Annotated in this window: 7 protein-coding genes and 1 tRNA gene; 7 read left to right on the forward strand and 1 reads right to left on the reverse strand. The window is 61.6% G+C overall.

All coding sequences use genetic code 11. The features are described from left to right. Entirely contained in the window at positions 1-2,871 is a 2,871-nt protein-coding gene (locus ACZ5XO_RS02670; protein ID WP_464163785.1) for a type I restriction endonuclease subunit R, read from the forward strand. Between the two features lie 366 nt (positions 2,872-3,237). Here the strand turns inward: ACZ5XO_RS02670 and ACZ5XO_RS02675 are convergent. Beyond that, positions 3,238-3,313, reverse strand: a tRNA-Leu gene (locus tag ACZ5XO_RS02675). Between the two features lie 178 nt (positions 3,314-3,491). Here ACZ5XO_RS02675 and ACZ5XO_RS02680 point away from each other — a divergent pair. The 6 genes from ACZ5XO_RS02680 (at position 3,492) to ACZ5XO_RS02705 (ending at position 16,950) form a co-directional block, all read left to right on the forward strand. Beyond that, complete coding sequence (locus ACZ5XO_RS02680) at positions 3,492-4,790, forward strand: tyrosine-type recombinase/integrase (protein WP_464163786.1); 1,299 nt, start codon at positions 3,492-3,494, stop codon at positions 4,788-4,790. A gap of 252 nt (positions 4,791-5,042) precedes the next feature. Continuing rightward, the gene (locus ACZ5XO_RS02685; RefSeq protein ID WP_464163787.1) at positions 5,043-5,285 is read left to right on the forward strand and encodes an integrase arm-type DNA-binding domain-containing protein; all 243 of its coding nucleotides are present in this window, start codon (positions 5,043-5,045) and stop codon (positions 5,283-5,285) included. A gap of 131 nt (positions 5,286-5,416) precedes the next feature. Next, positions 5,417-7,573, forward strand: coding sequence for a type I secretion system permease/ATPase (locus tag ACZ5XO_RS02690; protein WP_464163788.1), 2,157 nt, complete (start codon positions 5,417-5,419; stop codon positions 7,571-7,573). Further along, the gene (locus ACZ5XO_RS02695) at positions 7,570-8,967 is read left to right on the forward strand and encodes an HlyD family type I secretion periplasmic adaptor subunit (RefSeq protein ID WP_464163789.1); all 1,398 of its coding nucleotides are present in this window, start codon (positions 7,570-7,572) and stop codon (positions 8,965-8,967) included. The genes ACZ5XO_RS02690 and ACZ5XO_RS02695 overlap by 4 nt, the downstream gene beginning before the upstream one ends. Positions 8,968-9,052: 85 nt before the next feature. Then, the gene (locus ACZ5XO_RS02700) at positions 9,053-9,808 is read left to right on the forward strand and encodes a hypothetical protein (RefSeq protein WP_464163790.1); all 756 of its coding nucleotides are present in this window, start codon (positions 9,053-9,055) and stop codon (positions 9,806-9,808) included. 1,406 nt (positions 9,809-11,214) lie between these two features. Then, positions 11,215-16,950, forward strand: a complete 5,736-nt coding sequence (locus ACZ5XO_RS02705; protein ID WP_464163791.1) for a hypothetical protein — start codon at positions 11,215-11,217, stop codon at positions 16,948-16,950. Positions 16,951-16,952: the final 2 nt, after the last annotated feature.

A 16,952-nucleotide genomic window follows, 5' to 3' on the forward strand; every position in this document is an offset into this window, starting at 1 on the left:
ATGCTGACCGAGGGCGTCTCGGTCCAGTATCGCAACGACGCGGGCGCCATCGTGTCGGACAAGCTTTGGCTGATCGACTTCACCGATCCCGATGTGAATGACTGGGCCGTTGTAAACCAGTTCACGGTGGTCGAAGCGGGGCAGAGCCGCAGGCCGGACGTGGTGCTGTTCGTCAACGGCCTGCCGCTGGCGGTGCTGGAGCTGAAGAACCCCGGCGACGAGAACGCGACCCTGACGGGCGCCTTCAATCAGCTCCAAACCTACAAGACCCAAATCCCCAGCCTGTTCAGGACCAATGCGGTGCTGGTCGCCTCGGACGGGATGGAGGCGCGGATCGGATCTCTGACGGCCGATTTCGAGCGGTTCATGCCTTGGCGGACAGTGACGGGCGAGGACAATGACTTCACCCACAAGGGCTCGCCCGAGTTGGACACCTTGCTGCGCGGTGTGTTTGACCGCGAGCGGTTCTTGGCTCTGATCCGGGACTTCACCGTCTTCGGCGACGGCGACAAGGGGCCGTTCAAGATCATCGGCGGCTATCACCAGTTCCACGGCGCGCGAAAGGCGATCGCCGAAGCGGTGGACGCAACCCGACCGAGCGGCGACCGCAAGATCGGTGTGGTCTGGCATACGCAGGGCTCGGGCAAGAGTCTGCTTATGGCCTTCTTCGCCGGCCTGACCGTCAAGGCGCCGGAGCTGGAGAATCCGACGCTCGTCATCCTGACCGATCGAAACGACCTGGACGACCAGCTCTTCTCGACCTTCGGTCTGTGCCAGGAACTGATCCGACAAACGCCCGAGCAGGCGGAAAGCCGAGACGACCTGAAGCGGCTTCTGGCTCGCAACTCCGCGGGTGTCATTTTCACCACCCTTCAGAAGTTCGCACCCGAGAAGGGAGAGGATCGGTTCCCTGAGCTGACCGATCGACGCAACGTCATAGTCATGGCCGACGAGGCCCACCGGAGCCAATATGGCTTTGACGCTAAGCTGAACCGAGACACTGGCGAGCGACGCTATGGCTACGCCCACTATGTCCGCCAAGCCTTGCCGAACGCGTCCTTCATCGGCTTCACGGGAACGCCGATCGAGGCGGGCGACGTGAACACCCCGGCGGTGTTTGGCGAGTACATCGACATCTACGACATCAGCCGTGCGGTCGAGGACGGGGCGACCGTTCCGATCTACTACGAGAGCCGGTTGGCGCGCATCGAACTGGATGATGACGAGAAGCCCAAGATCGACGCCGAGATCGAGGCGCTGGTCGAGGACGAAACTCTGACCGAAGCTGAGAAGGCCAAGGCCAAGTGGTCGACCGTCGAGGCTCTGGTCGGCTCGCGCGTGCGCTTGAAGCAGATCGCCGCCGACCTGGTGCAACACCTGGAGGCGCGCACCGAGGCGATGGCCGGCAAGGCTATGGCGGTGTGCATGAGCCGGCGCATCTGTATCGATCTCTATGACGAGATCATCGCCCTCAGGCCAACCTGGCATTCAGACAGCGACACCGAAGGCGCCATCAAGATCGTGATGACCGGGGCGGCCTCGGATCCGATCGGGTGGCAAAAGCATATCGGAAACAAGAAGCGCCGCGACGATCTCGCAAAGCGCGCTCGGGACCCGAATGATCCGCTAAAACTGGTCCTCGTCCGGGACATGTGGCTGACCGGATTCGACGCTCCCTGCATGGCGACGATGTATGTCGACAAGCCTATGCGTGGACATGGATTGATGCAGGCGATCGCGAGGGTGAACCGCGTGTTCCGCGACAAGCCCGGCGGTCTCGTCGTCGACTACATCGGCATCGCTCAAAACCTGAAGGCAGCGCTGGGCCAATACACTCAGTCCGACCGGGATAAAACCGGTATCGACGAAGAGGCGGCCGTCGCAGCGCTCCTCGAGCGGTATGAGATCGTCCGCGAAATCTTCCACGGCTTCGACTACCAGCCGGGTATTTCGGGGTCTCCGCAAGAGCGTCTGAAGTGCCTTGCTGGCGCCTATGATTGGGCGCTGAAGTGGGGGGAGTCAGCAGCGGCCAAGGCCAAGGTGCCGGAGGACAAGAAGCGCGCCCATCGTCGTTTTCAGGATCTCGTGCTGGAGTTGGGCAAAGCCTACGCCCTGGCGGCGGCAAGCGATCCCGCCCGCGAAATCAAGGATGAGATCGGCTTCTTTCAGGCGATCCGCGCCTGCATGATCAAGAGCACCGCGACTGGCAAGCTAAGCGCGGCGGACAAGCAGCTTGCTGTGCATCAGCTGATCGACCGCGCCGTCGCGTCCGCCGAAATCGTCGATATCCTCCAGGCGGCGGGGATGCAGTCGCCGGACATCTCCATCCTTTCCGACGAGTTTCTCTTGGAAGTCGCGGGGATGGAGAAGAAGAATCTGGCGCTGGAGGCGCTCAAGAAGCTCTTGGCCGGTGAGATCAAGAGCCGTGAACGGACCAATGTCGTCGAGAGCCGAGCCTTCTCGCAGCGGCTCGAGGAGGCGGTGGCGCGCTATCATGCCGGGGCGATCTCGGCGCTGGAGATGATCCAGGAACTGATCGGGATGGCCAGGGACCTCAAGGCCGCTCACGCACGTGGCGAGGAGAGCGGTCTGTCGGCCGAGGAATTGGCCTTCTACGACGCCCTCGCCGAACACGAGCGCGCGGTCGAGGTGCTAGGGAGCGATCAACTCCGGATCATCGCCACCCGGCTCGTGGACGACCTGCGCAGTAACGTCACCGTCGATTGGCATCACCGTGAGAGCGCGCGGGCGAACATGCGCCGGGTGGTGAAGCGCATCCTGCGTGAGTTTGGTTACCCGCCGGATCTGTCGGACTTGGCTGTTCAGACGGTTCTGGCACAGGCGGAAACGCTGCTTCGCGAAGCCGCTTGAAGGCTTAATCACAGCCTAGCCCGCCGCCCCGGGCAGGTCTTCGGTTTGCCGGGGTTTTTCGTCCCTGGGGGCGCGGAGGGTGCATTCAGCGGGCGTCACAAGGGGGGCTTTGATGGAGCGCTGCCTCGCCGACTATCGGCCCGGTCTCGTCTTTTACCAGGATGCCATGCGCTACTGGATCGGTGATCTCGCGCAACCGGTGTGGCGGAGACCCTTGGTTGGGGCGAGTCCGTTTGTAGGCGGTGACCGTTGCGCACGATATGCGGCGTCTGGGCGCGATACTCACCGCAAATGACGTTCCATGGGCCAAGCATGGGCACGCCTTCCCAAGGAGAATTTTATTAGGCCTTAGGTCTTGGGAAAGAATGGTGGACGCGACAGGGATTGAACCTGTGACCCCTACGATGTCAACGTAGTCAAATGAGGTTTTCCGCTGTTTTCCTGTAGTGGCGTGTTGTTCGCATTCGATGCTTATTTGTTGGATTATATCGTATTTTTTGTGAAATTCTGTTTCAAGCGGTTTTAGATTGTTTCGCGTCGTTTGCCCCACTACTGCCCCACTAAGCCGCAGGGGGGCTAAAGAGAGAGCAGGTCGGTTGAAGCTGAACAGGGAGGGTGAAATGAGCTTTGTGCGAATCACTACGGACAGACAGATCTCAACCCTCAAGCCGGGGACCAAGCCTTTCGAAGTTGGGATCGACAAGAGCCGTGGTCTTTGTGTTCGTGTGTTCCCGACAGGGGCCAAGCAATTTGAATACCGCTATGTCGCGCTGAACGGTTCGAGACGAAGGCATAAGCTTGGAACCTATCCAGGCCTGTCCCTCGCGGAGGCTCGCGTTAAGGCGGCATTGCTTGGCGTCCAGGTCACGAGCGGAGTTGATCCGGCTGCCGAGCGCCTGGCTGAGCGGGAGCGGGCGCGGAATGGCGATACGTTTTCCGAATTGGCGGAGAGCTATTGGAAGGCGGCGAAGATCGGCCTTCATGGGGGACGTAAGCGTCCTAAGCGGGCCTCCACGATCGAGACCGAGCGTCTGTGGTGGCGTAATCATATTGCGCCCAAGCTCGGTCAACGGAGGTTCGAGGAGCTCAAGCGGGCGGACATCAAGATTTTCATGCGGGAGTTGGCGACGGACAGCGGCCTGGCTCCCGCAAGCATCGCGTCTGTCGGCGCGGTGGTGCAGGCGGTACTCGGCTTCGCCGTTCACGAGGATCGCCTGGACGCGAACCCCGCCATCGGGCTGGCGCGACCGTTGGCTCTGACGTCGCGTGATCGCATGTTTGGCGACGCCGCCTTGGCGGTGATCTGGAATGCGGCGTCGACCGCTTCGCGGCGATCCTGCGACGTGAAGATCGATGAGAGTCATGCGCGTCTGGCGCCTGCCATGGGCTTGGCTATCAGATTGCTTATGTTGACCCTGACGCGCAGGTCAGAAGTCGCAGGAGCGCGGTGGGCGGAGTTTGATATGACGGCGCGCCATTGGACCATCCCGGGTGATCGCGCCAAGGCGAAACACCTCCACGTGGTGCCGCTCACCGACAGGATGCTGGAGATTCTGGCGCAGGCGAAGGCGCTCCATCCTGACAGCGTCTATGTCTTTCCGGCCCTCAAAGGGAAGAAAGATCATCTCGATGCGCACGCTATAACGCGAGCATTTGCGCGCATGTGCAGTCGCTATGAGTTGGGCGCCGGCTCGCCACATGACGTTCGACGTTCAGGCGCAACCACGCTCGTGGGGCGCTACGGCGTGAGCCGGCTCGTGGTCGGCATGCTGCTTGGACATACTGCTCGGGAGGGAGCGGCGGCCACAAGCATCTATGACCGTCACACCTATTTGCCAGAGAAGCGTCAGGCTCTTGAGATTTGGGCGGATCATCTGGCGGCGATTGAGCCAGCTCCTCGACTGTCTCGTTTTTTGTAACGCGATCTGGAATATCGAGCTCGAACCCTAGGGTTTACCGGTGTTGCCTTTCGTTACCCAAGTGCCTGAATGTTAGACATTTTGTGGACGAAAGATGGTTACTGGTAGTTACCACTTTATCCTCCGATTTGCTCGCGACTGGTGACTATGTGGTGACCAGAATGGGCGCTCAAAACCCGCTGTGGCGGGACGGAGGCGAAATGTCCGGTGACCATATGGTGACCATGAAACTGACCAAACGTGGATGCCCTGGTGGCGGACCAAGAGCGGTATTTGGCGTGGGATATCGAGTTGAAGGGTTTCGGCGTGCGGGTTTCTCCGCAAGGTCGGAAAACCTACATCGTGCGATACAGGACGATCGGCGGCGCGAGGCGGATGCTGACGCAGGCGACCAGCGAAATCCTGACGACTGAAGAGGCGCGCGAGGAAGCCCGCCGCGCGCCCGCGCGGGTGGCTATGGGCGGCGTTCGCCTGTCGGCGGCTAGCTCAAGATGAGCGTTGCGTGCAGCTGTTCGGAGCCACAGCACCAAAGAGCAAGGCGTTAACCCGCCTTTCGCAGTTATTTCACTTGCAGTCGCATTGAGAGTTGGATACCCGCCATGCGCGAGTAGCGGGGGTACGTCAGTTTGAGTGCGGCGAGTGAACAGGCAGGCGAAACGCTTGCTGCTGACAGCGGCCTGGCGTGCCTGACGACCCTGCTGGCCTTTCATCAGATTCCATCCGACCAGGCCCAGCTGCGACATGCTCTGGGCCATGGCAGTCCTGCAGATGATGGCGATCTTGTCCTTCTGGCCAAGCGCATGGAGGCGAAGGCGCGGGCGGTCGCGCTCGACCTTGAAGGTCTGGAACGCGCGCCCCTGCCAGCGATCGGCAAGGACCGGTCAGGCGACTATTTCATTATCGGCGCGATCCGCGACGAGCAGGTTTTGATACAACGTCCGGGTGCAGCGCCGACGGCCCTGTCTCTCGTTGAGTTCGAGCAGGTCTGGTCCGGTCGCGCCATTCTCGTCACGACCCGCCTGTCGGTCGCGGCCCAGACCAGGTTCGACGTCACCTGGTTCATACCGGCCCTGGTCAAGTACCGCTGGATGCTGGGCGATGTCTTGGCCGCGTCGTTGGCTTTGCAGCTCTTCGCCCTGGCGACGCCGATGATCTTCCAGGTCGTCATCGACAAGGTGCTGGTCCATCAGGGTCTGACGACACTGGACGTCCTGGCCATTGGCCTGATCACGGTGGTGGTGTTCGAGAGCTTCCTCGGCGGCCTGCGCGCCTATGTCTTTTCCCATACGACCAGCCGGGTCGATGTCGAACTGGGCGCCAAGCTCTATCGTCACCTGCTCAACCTGCCGCTGGCCTATTTCGAATCCCGGCGCGTCGGCGACACCATCGCCCGGGTGCGCGAACTGGAGACGATCCGGGAGTTCCTGACCTCCTCGTCGGTGACCCTGTTCGTGGACCTGCTGTTCACCGTCATCTTCCTGGTGGTGATGTGGTTCTACTCGCCCTTCCTGTTCGCCATCGTGGCGGGCACCATCCTTCTTTACGCCATCATCTGCTTCATCATCACGCCGCCCTTGCGCCGGCGGATCGAGGAGCGCTTCCAGCGGGGCGCCGAGAGCCAGGCCTTCCTGGTCGAGAGCGTCACTGGCGTGCAGACGTTGAAGGCGGCGGCGGTCGAGCCCCAGATGCAGAACCGCTGGGAGCGGCTGCTGGCCGCCTACGTCAAGGCGGGCTTCAAGGCGGCCAAGCTGAACATCTGGGGCGGACAGGCCATTCAGCTGGTCAGCAAGGTCTCCACGGCCCTCATCCTCTATGTCGGCGCCAGGCTGGTCATCGGCGGGGATCTGACCGTGGGCGAACTGGTCGCCTTCAACATGCTGGCGGGACGGGTGGCCGAGCCGGTGCTGCGTCTGGCGGGCCTGTGGCAGCAGTTCCAGGAGGCGCGGGTCGGCGTCGATCGTCTGGGCGACGTGCTGAACGCTCCGACCGAGACGCAGTTCTCTGCGACCCGATCAGCCCTGCCGCCGATCAAGGGCGCGGTCGCCTTTGACGACGTGACCTTCCGCTACAAGCCAGGCGGGCGCGAGGTGCTGCGCCGGGTGTCGCTGGAGGTGAAGCCGGGCGAGGTCCTGGGCATCGTCGGGCCGTCCGGCTCGGGCAAGTCCACCCTGACCAAGCTGGTCCAGCGCCTCTATGTGCCGGAAAGCGGGCGGGTGATGGTGGACGGCACCGACCTGTCTCTGGTGGATCCGGCCTGGCTGAGGCGTCAGGTCGGCGTGGTGCTGCAGGAGAACCTGCTGTTCAACCGCTCGGTGCGCGACAACATCGCCCTGGCGGATCCCGGCATGTCGACCGAGCGCGTCATGGCGGCGGCGACCCTGGCGGGGGCGCACGACTTCATCCTGGAACTGTCCGAGGCCTATGACACCCAGATCGAGGAACGGGGGGGCAACCTGTCCGGCGGTCAGCGCCAGCGCGTCGCCATCGCCCGCGCCCTTGTCACCAATCCCCGCATCCTGATCCTGGACGAGGCGACCTCGGCGCTGGACGCGGAATCCGAGGCCATCATCCACCGCAACATGCGCGCCATCGCCAGGGGGCGGACGGTGATGATCATCGCCCACCGCCTCTCCGCCATCCGCATGGCCGACCGCATCATCACCATGGAGAACGGGGCGATCACCGAGGTCGGCACGCACGACAGCCTGATGGCGTCCAATGGCCGCTACGCCCAGCTGTGGCGCACCCAGATGCATGGCGATCCCATGGGAGAGCCGGCATGAGCCTGTCGCGACACTGGTCCGTGCTGAAGGAAGCCTGGGCGGCCGAGAACAGACGCCGCAAGGCGGGCGTCAAGGAATGGCGGGACAAGGAGTTCCTGCCCGCAGCCCTGGAGATCGCCGAGACCCCGCCGTCGCCGATCGGGCGCGGCATCCTGTGGACCATCATCGCCGCCGCCGTGACGGCCCTGCTGTGGTCGATCTTCAGTCATGTGGACGTCGTGGCGGTCGGCGAGGGGCGTCTGGTTCCGACGGGGCGGCTGCGCTCGGTCGAGGCGGCTGAGGCCGGGGTGATCCGCGCCATTGACGTCCGCGAGGGCGAGCATGTCCGCGCCGGTCAGCCCTTGATCGAGCTGGACCCCACCTTTGCGACGGCCGACGCCGATACGGCGCGGTCGGAACTGGCCACGGCCCGCCTGACGCGGGCGCGAGCCGACGCGGTCCTGAACTGGCTGGCGATGGGCCGGGTCGTCTTCATTGCTCCGGAGGGATCGAGCGCAGAGGCCGCCGCCGCCGAGCGCCAGGTGGTCGAGGCCCGCATTCGTGAGCATCAGGCCAATCTGGCGGCGCTGGGCGCCCGTCGCGCCGGGGCCCTGTCGGCGGCCGGCACCTCGGCCGAGAACGTGGGCCGTTATGAAGAGACCCTGCCGCTGGCGCGTCAGCAGCTGACCGCCCGTCAGGATCTGGAGCGTCAGGGCCTGGCCCCGCGTCTGCGGGTGCTGGAGCAGGAGGAGCGCTACATCGGTCTCAGCCGCGAACTGGCCGCCGAGCGCCACCGCCTGTCCGAGGCCCGGTCGCAGGTCGCCATGATCGATCGCGAACAGGCCCAGGCCCGCGAGGCCTTCCGCGGCGAGGCGGCGCGCGAGAAGGCCGAGGCCGAGGCCGTGGTCGCCACCCGCACCGAGGGCCTGACCAAGGCCGATCAGCGCCAGTCGCTGCAACAGCTGGTTGCGCCGGTGTCGGGCGTGGTGAACGAGGTCTCGGTGACCACTCTGGGCGAGGTCGCGGATGCAGGCCAGGCCCTGATCACCATCGTCCCGGACGGCGAGGATCTGATCGTCGAGGCCCTGATCCTCAACCGCGACGTGGGCTTTGTCCGCCCCGGCGCGCCCGTGATCGTCAAGCTCGAGGCCTATCCCTTCACGCGCTACGGAAGCCTGCGGGGAAGGGTGGAGCATATATCGCCTGACGCCACGGTGGACGAGGCTCGCGGACTGGTGTTCCCTGCGCGTATCCGCCTGACGAAAACGCAACTCAGGATGGGTGTGGGGGAAAAAGCCGTGCTGCAACCGGGAATGGCCGCGACCGTGGAGATCGTCACGGGGCGCCGGCGTGTGATCGAGTATTTGCTGTCGCCGATCGCGAAAGCGGTGGGGACGGCGGGGAGAGAGCGGTGAGGCAGAAAGCGTCTCTTGAAGGCGTTCTGGATATCGTTTTAGTTCGAGTAAGATGATGATGAATTTGATCAGGGGAGAGATTTAGTTGATTCGTTCTCTTTCAGCGATTTGTAATTATGGCGCTATGGCAGTCCTAGTTTTTGTTTCAGGCTGTGAGGCGCAAACTCCATCACGATACTATGAAACTGGCGCCGGTGTATTGACCGGGCGCGAGATTCACGAGTTGCAAAATTCAACAAAGTTGGATGTGGCCCAGATCGTTAAAGTCGGCAACGACCAGTATGCAATCCCCCGCGCCCCTTATGTTCGTTTGGCGGAGGTGGGGCGAGGCACTTCGTCGGCCCATTTCCAGGCTTGGCTCGAACTCAAGGGCGCGGACACAGCGCCGAATGCCGGCATCAGATCGAAAGTAGTAACTGCATCAGTCGGCTTCTCGGCGCCGGGGCATTCTAGCGTCCCCGAGCCTGATGCGGGGTGGACGCGTTCAACCGTCGGCATCCAGGACCTTCCAGCCGCGGAAATCTGGATTGATACACGGGAGTGCGTCGATGATCAGGCCCCAGCTCCCAGCAGCGATAAGTATATGATCAATTTGCGTGCAATCTGGAAGGTAAATGACGCACCATTTCAACTCAGTTGTAATATAAATACTGCTGTCACGCCCAATGGTCGACAGATCGTGAGCTGCTTTGGAGGTTCCGGTCAGGCGTCGTCTGGTATAAAGTATGGTTTTTACGGCAGCGATAGCCTAGACCAAGGCTGCCGGGCTGCTCTTGAGCGCCTGGTCACTTCATTCGCCTACCTTCCATTGATTGTCGCTGATTGGCGGAATAATAAATGACACAGAAAAAGCCAATTCGACCAACTGGGGTTCCGGTCCTGCCTGGAAGCCAGCTTAGTGTTACTGCGCTTCAATGGTACGCAATGAAGGGCATGATTAGGCACGTATATCAGTTGGCTTGGAGTAAACCAACGGTAACGGCTAGATCGAGAATAGGCAATGAGCACGTAAACAGCTCGACCATATCAGGTCTTCAGTCGGTTTTGGCTCGGGGCGAGGCATCATCTACTTGGAGGTATTTAGCCGAAGTTATGGGGGATGAATACGCTGCTCTTTCTTATGATTCTGCTACTGGTAGTGGTGCCACTGGAGCTTTTATCGGGGGCATGTTTGACCAATTTGGTCAGCTTAACTCATTATCACCGTCTCAAGTGGTCGCGCTTAAGTCAAGGTTTGCGGCTGTCCAAGCTGAAAACTACGCTAAAGCTACCGCTTTGAAGGGGGGGTTGCTTAATGAATCTGAGATTGCAAAGGTTTATGATAAAACCGTAATTGATGTTCATGGAGAAGGTTATCTTATAGATAACACTGTGGTGGCCCATTCGTTCTTTGGCGAAATGAACAGAATGGCGAGTTTTATAGGGATTGAGGGGCGGCTTTCTTTCGGTGAATACCTTGGAATTAAGTCGGATAGGCTCGTTTATTGGACTGATGATACGCTAGATATTAATGCTTCTGGATTTGCTGTTATGCTTGGCCGTTTGCCGATTGCGGCAGCGCTACCTGCTGTCAAGTATACGGTATCAAATGGTATAGCTGAAATTTCTCAACTTTTTACTGTTGTTGGCGATTTTGTCATTAGTGAAGTGGATGAGAGGAAAGTTGATTTTGGCCGTGTAGTGGCAGCATTAACTGCAAGCATAGGCCAATTGAATGTGGGAAGAAAAATAGCACGTGCGTACATTACGGTAGGTCCTGTGGTGTGGGGTGAAGGTGGTCCTACATCTACTGTTACAGCAAACTTTTTCGATCAATCAGGGGCAACGCTTGGAAGTGTAACTTCTACTCGCCCTGGATCTGTTTCCATTACAGGAACGGTGACAATCGACACCTCAGCGAGTGGACACGTTAATTACTTAAGCTCAGTTACGACGCGGCAGACATCGGTCGGACCGGTTACACATACTGCTACCACGACAGTGACCGCAGATCCGGCGGGGGCTGTGGTTGGTTGGGACACTGTCGTCAAGAATCAGTCGGGACAAGTCTTGGCAGATTATGATCCGCTAACGGGGCGCTCTAAGGGTGGCTCTGCGGGATCGGAATCGGATCGACTGGCAATTGCAAGCCGATTTAGCGCTCAGCTAGGGGCCACTATTGGTTCTTCTCTAGGAGGTTACCTAGGTGGAAACAATGCCATAGCAGGGGTCGTCTATAGTTCCGTATTGGGGGAAATTGGCGAGAGGATGGCTCTCAGCTTGTCTAGAATTTTTGGTGTCAATATAGATGCCGTAAATAAGGTTGAGATTGCTGCATCTGGAAGTTTCTCTTCCGGCGTGTGGGATAAAATGAAGGGGGCTGGTCAGGGTGCGATAAGCTCTATGTTGGCAGCTGAACTCGGGCAAATGCTCGGGCTAAAGGGGTTTGGCGCAGAGGTTTTCAATAACGTCGGATCGACTGTTATCGGAAAGGTCGTCGGTAATCTCTCGGCGGCAAATGCAAGCGCTGCTGACATGTTCAAGGGTTTTGGGTCGGCGGAGCTGTTCGAAAAGGGCGGTGTCGGCAATCTCGGATTGAACGCTCTTGGCTCATTCCTCGGCGCCAAACTTGGATCAATGGTCGTTAGCCCGACGACGCAGGCTGGAGCACTACTGTCTTCGATCGGATCCGCTGCCGGAGCGTACATTGCCGTTGCGCATATCGGGACTGCCGTTTTCGGCACCAGCAAACTCGCTTCGATGCTCGGCAACCTCATCGTGCCCGGCATTGGTGCCTTCGTTGGCTTCGTCCTCGGCGCGTTGATCGGCAACCTGTTCGGCCGCAAGAAGCCCAAGATTCCTACGGCCAACGCGGAGATCTACCTCGACTACACCAGCGACAAGTTCCAGCTCGGCGCCTCGTCGGCGGCCAATGGCGGCAATCTGGATCTGGTCCGCAACATGGCGGAGACGGCGCGGGATACGCTGAACGGCTTCCTGACCGTGCTGGCGGGCGACATGCCCTATGAGGCGACCAGTTGGGGCATTGGCCTGTGGCGGAACGGCAAGTATCTGGCGATGGAGGCCGGCCTGCAGAGCTTCTACGGTCACACGGGCGGCCAACTATGGGTCAAGCTGGGCAGCCCCACCTCGACGCAGCAGAACGTCGGCTCGGCCGACGACGCCGTGTCCAAGGGGGTGATGTGGTCGCTGCAGGGCACACAGGTCATCGGCGGCGACATCTTCGCCAAGCGGGCGCTGGCCAACTCGAAGGCGACCGATCTGACGGCGCTGCTGGGTGATCTGCAGATTGCCGAGGACTATCGCTTCTACGCCAACAACCGCGAGCTGATTAACGGCTACATCACGGGCGCCTATAAAAGTCTGACCGAGGCGGAGAAGACCTACTACGCGTCGAACAAGGCGGTGATCGACAAGGCGCACACCAAGGGTGTGAGCGCCCTGACGTCGAGTGAACTGAGCCTCTATAACGCCAACAAGGCCAAGATCGACAAGATCGTCTCAGCCCTCGAAGATCAGGCCATCGCCAATCCTTGGATCATTACGCTTCAACGCATCAATGAGCTGAAGCTGGACCAATGGAGCAAGTCGGACTTCTGTGGCGGCTTGCAGGGTTTCCTGACCAGCATGGGTCTGGAAAGCTACAGCGCCTACATGGAGAACATCCAGGTCACGGATGTGCTTGGCGGGCTCACCTTGTCGGTCGACAGCGCCAAGGCTGAAGCGGGTGTCTTTTCCCTATTGCCCCAAGCCTTCGATGCGCCGGTCGGGAACATGTTGCATAATCCTGGCTGGGAGCAAGGCCTGGTCGGATGGGGCGTGAACTCTTATCAACTGGCGAGCGTCAGCCGCGGTGTTAATCTGAGTGGTGTCTGGGGCAGCGCCGACACTCCGACCTATTACCTCCATGCCAGCGGCGCGACCGTCAGCGGCGCCTATGCTGACAGCACCTCGGCGATGATCCAAATCAAGGGCGGTGTCGTCTATGATTTCAGCGTCATGGCTGCGCAGCATCGCAGTCTTGGGCAGGCCTATGTCCAGTTCCTGGACGTAAACCGTCAGCATCTTGACTATTCATCGCTCAGCGGTACGGCGCTGGAGGGAGGCGGAGCGAACGGTGATTTGACCAAGCTCAGCAAGTTGAGCGCCACCTTTACCGCCCCGGCGAACGCCGCCTATGTGCGCCTCAGCTTCAGGATGCGCGCTACAGGAGAAGCGAACCCCTACGCCTTCTTCGCCCAGCCTACGGTGAAGGTCGCGGGCGGGCCTGCTCTGGATTGGAGCCAGGGCGGCAACGCTATTCGCATCGATGACCTCTCGAAGATTGGTTACGTCAAGCAGACGGTTGGCAATACGTCGGGGAACGATTTCCTGGACTTCACCGCCTCGACGGCTCCGGTCATCTGGAGTGACATGAGCGTCGAGACCCATTGGGAAACGCGCTACGACCAGTACGGCTACGAGTACCAGGAAGAGGTCACCGTCACCGTCTCCGGCGGGGACGACATCGTTGTGGGCGGCAGCGCAGGCGACACGCTCAGCGGCATGGCCGGCTGGGACTGGCTGGACGGCAAGGGCGGAAACGACATCCTCTATGGCGGCGCCGGGAATGACGTGCTCCTCGGCGGGGCGGGCGCCGACCAGTTGTTCGGAGGCGCCGATGACGACTACCTGTCTGGCGGCGACGGCAATGATATCCTGAACGGCGAGGACGGCGACGACATCCTGGTCGGAGGACTTGGCGCCGATACGCTCAATGGCGGAGCGGGCAACGACACCTTTATCATCGAAGGCAATGGCCACGGCGACATCATGGATGGTGGGGCAGGATCCAACACCATGTCGTTCGAAAGAGCGGATCGCGGCGTCTACATCTGGCTGCGTAGCAATACGGCCGATCGGGCGCTGGATGGATCGTTCCAGTATAACTATACGCGTCAGAACATCTGGGGTGTGACGGGGAGCGCGTTTGCCGATGAAATCCGCGGCGGCGCTTATGCGGATGTGCTCAAAGGCGGAGACGGCGACGATCTCTTGTGGGGCTTCAACGGCGATGACCTGATCGAGGGCGGCGCCGGTGCGGATGACATCAACGGTGAAGGCGGGATCGATACCGCTTCCTATCAAGGCTCAAACGCCGGTGTGTATATCGACCTCACCGGCGGTGAGGCCTTTGGCGGGCATGCGACCGGCGACAAGATCGCGGGGATAGAGAATCTGACTGGCTCTCGTTTCGCCGACGAGTTGAAAGGCGACAACGGGGGCAATCGCATCGACGGCGGAGCAGGCGACGACTGGATCGTTGCGACCAGGGGCGCTGACACCTACGTCGGCGGCGAGGGCGTCGATACGGTCGATTATTCCAGCGGTTTCGCGACTGGCGTCTCGACCTACCAGCAGTGGGTGGATGACGGCTATGAAGAATGGGACGATTGGGAGAAGCGCTGGGTCTGGGTCGAGAATGGCGGTCACTATGAGACCGTGACCGGCACGCGCCTGGGCCTGCAGATCGCCGGTGGCATCGCGAGTTGGCGCGCGGCGGACGGGACGACGGGCGAGCATAGTCTGGCGGGTGTTGAACACGTCATCGGCACGACCGGGGCGGACACCATCTCCCTGACAGGGGCGGACGAGTTCATCACCGCCGGCAAGGGCAATGATACGCTGAACGGCGGCGGCGGCTCGGATACCTACTATTTCAACCTGGGCGATGGCGTGGACACCATCACCGAAACCAACGTCGGCTCGAACGTCGTGTCGTTTGGCGACGGGATCGGTTTCAACCAGTTGACCTTCACGGTTGTGGCGGGGCCCACTGGCCATATGACGATCCACTACAGCGCGACGGACTCCGTGCGCGTGAACGGCAACCTTCCCAATGTGAAGGACGGCAAGCTGGCCTCGGCCGATGACAACAAGCTCAAGGTCATCGACATGAACGGGTCCGGACAGCTGGATGTTTCCCAGTTCGAGATCTATCGCGGCGGCACGGCCGCGGCGGATACGCTGAGCGGAATCCGGACTCTGGGCGACTTCCTCGTCGGTTTCGGCGGCAATGATACGATCCACGGCATGCAGGTCGGCCAATGGAGCGAATGGGGCGACATCATCATCGGCGGCGCCGGTAATGATACGAGCTTCACCTCGACCGGGGACGACCAGTTCGCCTTCGAGCGGGGCTCGGGCCGGGACACGATCAACGACACCGGGGGCGACGATGTCCTGGTGTTCGGGCCCAACGTCGCGGCCGATGACGTCATCTACAAGGTGGTCGGCAACGACCTCTATATCGGCATCGCCGAGGCGGCCAATCCCAACCTCGAAGCGCACCAGGTCACGGACTATGTCCGCGTTGTGGGCGGCGGCGTGAAGTGGCAGGACGTTTACGGCGGCGGCGCTTCCTTCAACACGGTGGAGTTCATCAACGCCGGCGGGACCTGGATCGACCTGCGCAAGCTGGACATCAACTGGACCGTTCAGAACACCTACAACGGCGGCGTCCTGCCCATCGTCTTCGACCTTGAGGGCGACGGCCTGGAACTGACCGGGGTCGATCATTCGATGGTGGTTTCGCGACTGTCGTCGGGTGAACTGGCCCGCACCTCATGGGTGGGACCGACCGACGGCATCCTGGCGGTCGACCGCAACGGCGACGGCCAGATCAACCAGTTGTCGGAAATCTCCTTCGTCCAGGACAAGGAGGGGGCGAAAACCGACCTCGAGGGCCTTCAGGCCTGGGACACCAACGGGGACGGCAAGCTGAACGCCCTCGACGATGGGTGGGGCCAGCTGAAGATCTGGGTGGACCGCAACCAGAACGGCCGATCCACCGAGAGCGAGCTTCGCACCCTGGAAGAGGTCGGGATCACCGAGATCAACCTCGCGGGCAAGGCGACCGGCAATACGGCGGCCAACACCCGCGACAGCTTCGTGCACAACACCCTGTCCTTCACATGGGCCTCGGGGGAAACAGGCACGGCCTACGATGTCCAACTGGCCCGCAAGCTCCTGAGCGAATACGGCCTCAGCGTGGATCAGGTGAAGGCCATCTGGGGCGAGGACCGTTCGGTGGAGGGCGAACTGGGGCGTCTGCTTGACAACCCCGTGGTTGCGGCGGCCGCCCGCACGGTGCTGGACGCCGGACGCAGCCTGCGGACGAAGGAGGCGTGGATGCGGGACGCTCTGCTGCTGCGTGAAGTCCTGGACGCTGACCTGGGCGACCACGGAACAGTGGAGGGGGCAGCGGGGGCGATCGCCACGCCGCCGGTCGCGGACTTCAGCGATCACGACGACCTCTACGCCGAGGACGAGGCGCGCTGGCGGGATGTCCTGTTCGGGGACGGTGACGACGGCAGGGGCGCCAACGTCACCGATCCGAGCGTCCGCGCGTCACTGGAAGCCTTCTTCGGACAGGCGGGCAGAGGCGCCTACGGCTCGGCTTTCGGGCGGCCGGATATCGACGACGGTGTGGGTGAGCCTGCCGTGCCAGCGGACGGCGGCGAGGTCGGTCCGATCGGTTCGCGCGTCATGGGCGGCTCGGGTCATAGCTCCGACCTAGATCAGCCGCTGCCCGGTCAGGCGCGTCAGACGAGCGCGGGCGATCTCGATCCCGCCCTGGCCGCCGCGACGGACCTGATCAGCACCGGTTCCGAAGATCTCTGGGCGCCGGCGGAATTCGGTCTGGCCTCGACCGAGTCCGGGCGGTCCTGGTGGCTTCAGGGCGAGGGCGTGGCGCGCTTCAGCGACGGCGGTTCATTCCTGGCCGCCCTGGACCCGATCACGGAAGGCCTGCCCGCCTCGGCGGGTGTGGAACAGTTGTCCCAGCATCAGAAGCTGACCCAGGCCCTGGCCGCGTTCGGGCGCGACAAGGGGGCTTCGGCCGCCGTGTGGAAGCGGTCGGGCGAGATCGAGGCCGAGGCGACGTCGCAGATGCTGGGGGCTTCGGGCTCGCGCTTCGCGGCGCTGGCGCGTATGCCCGCGTGAAT

This window comes from Brevundimonas sp. T2-11, from assembly GCF_055397675.1.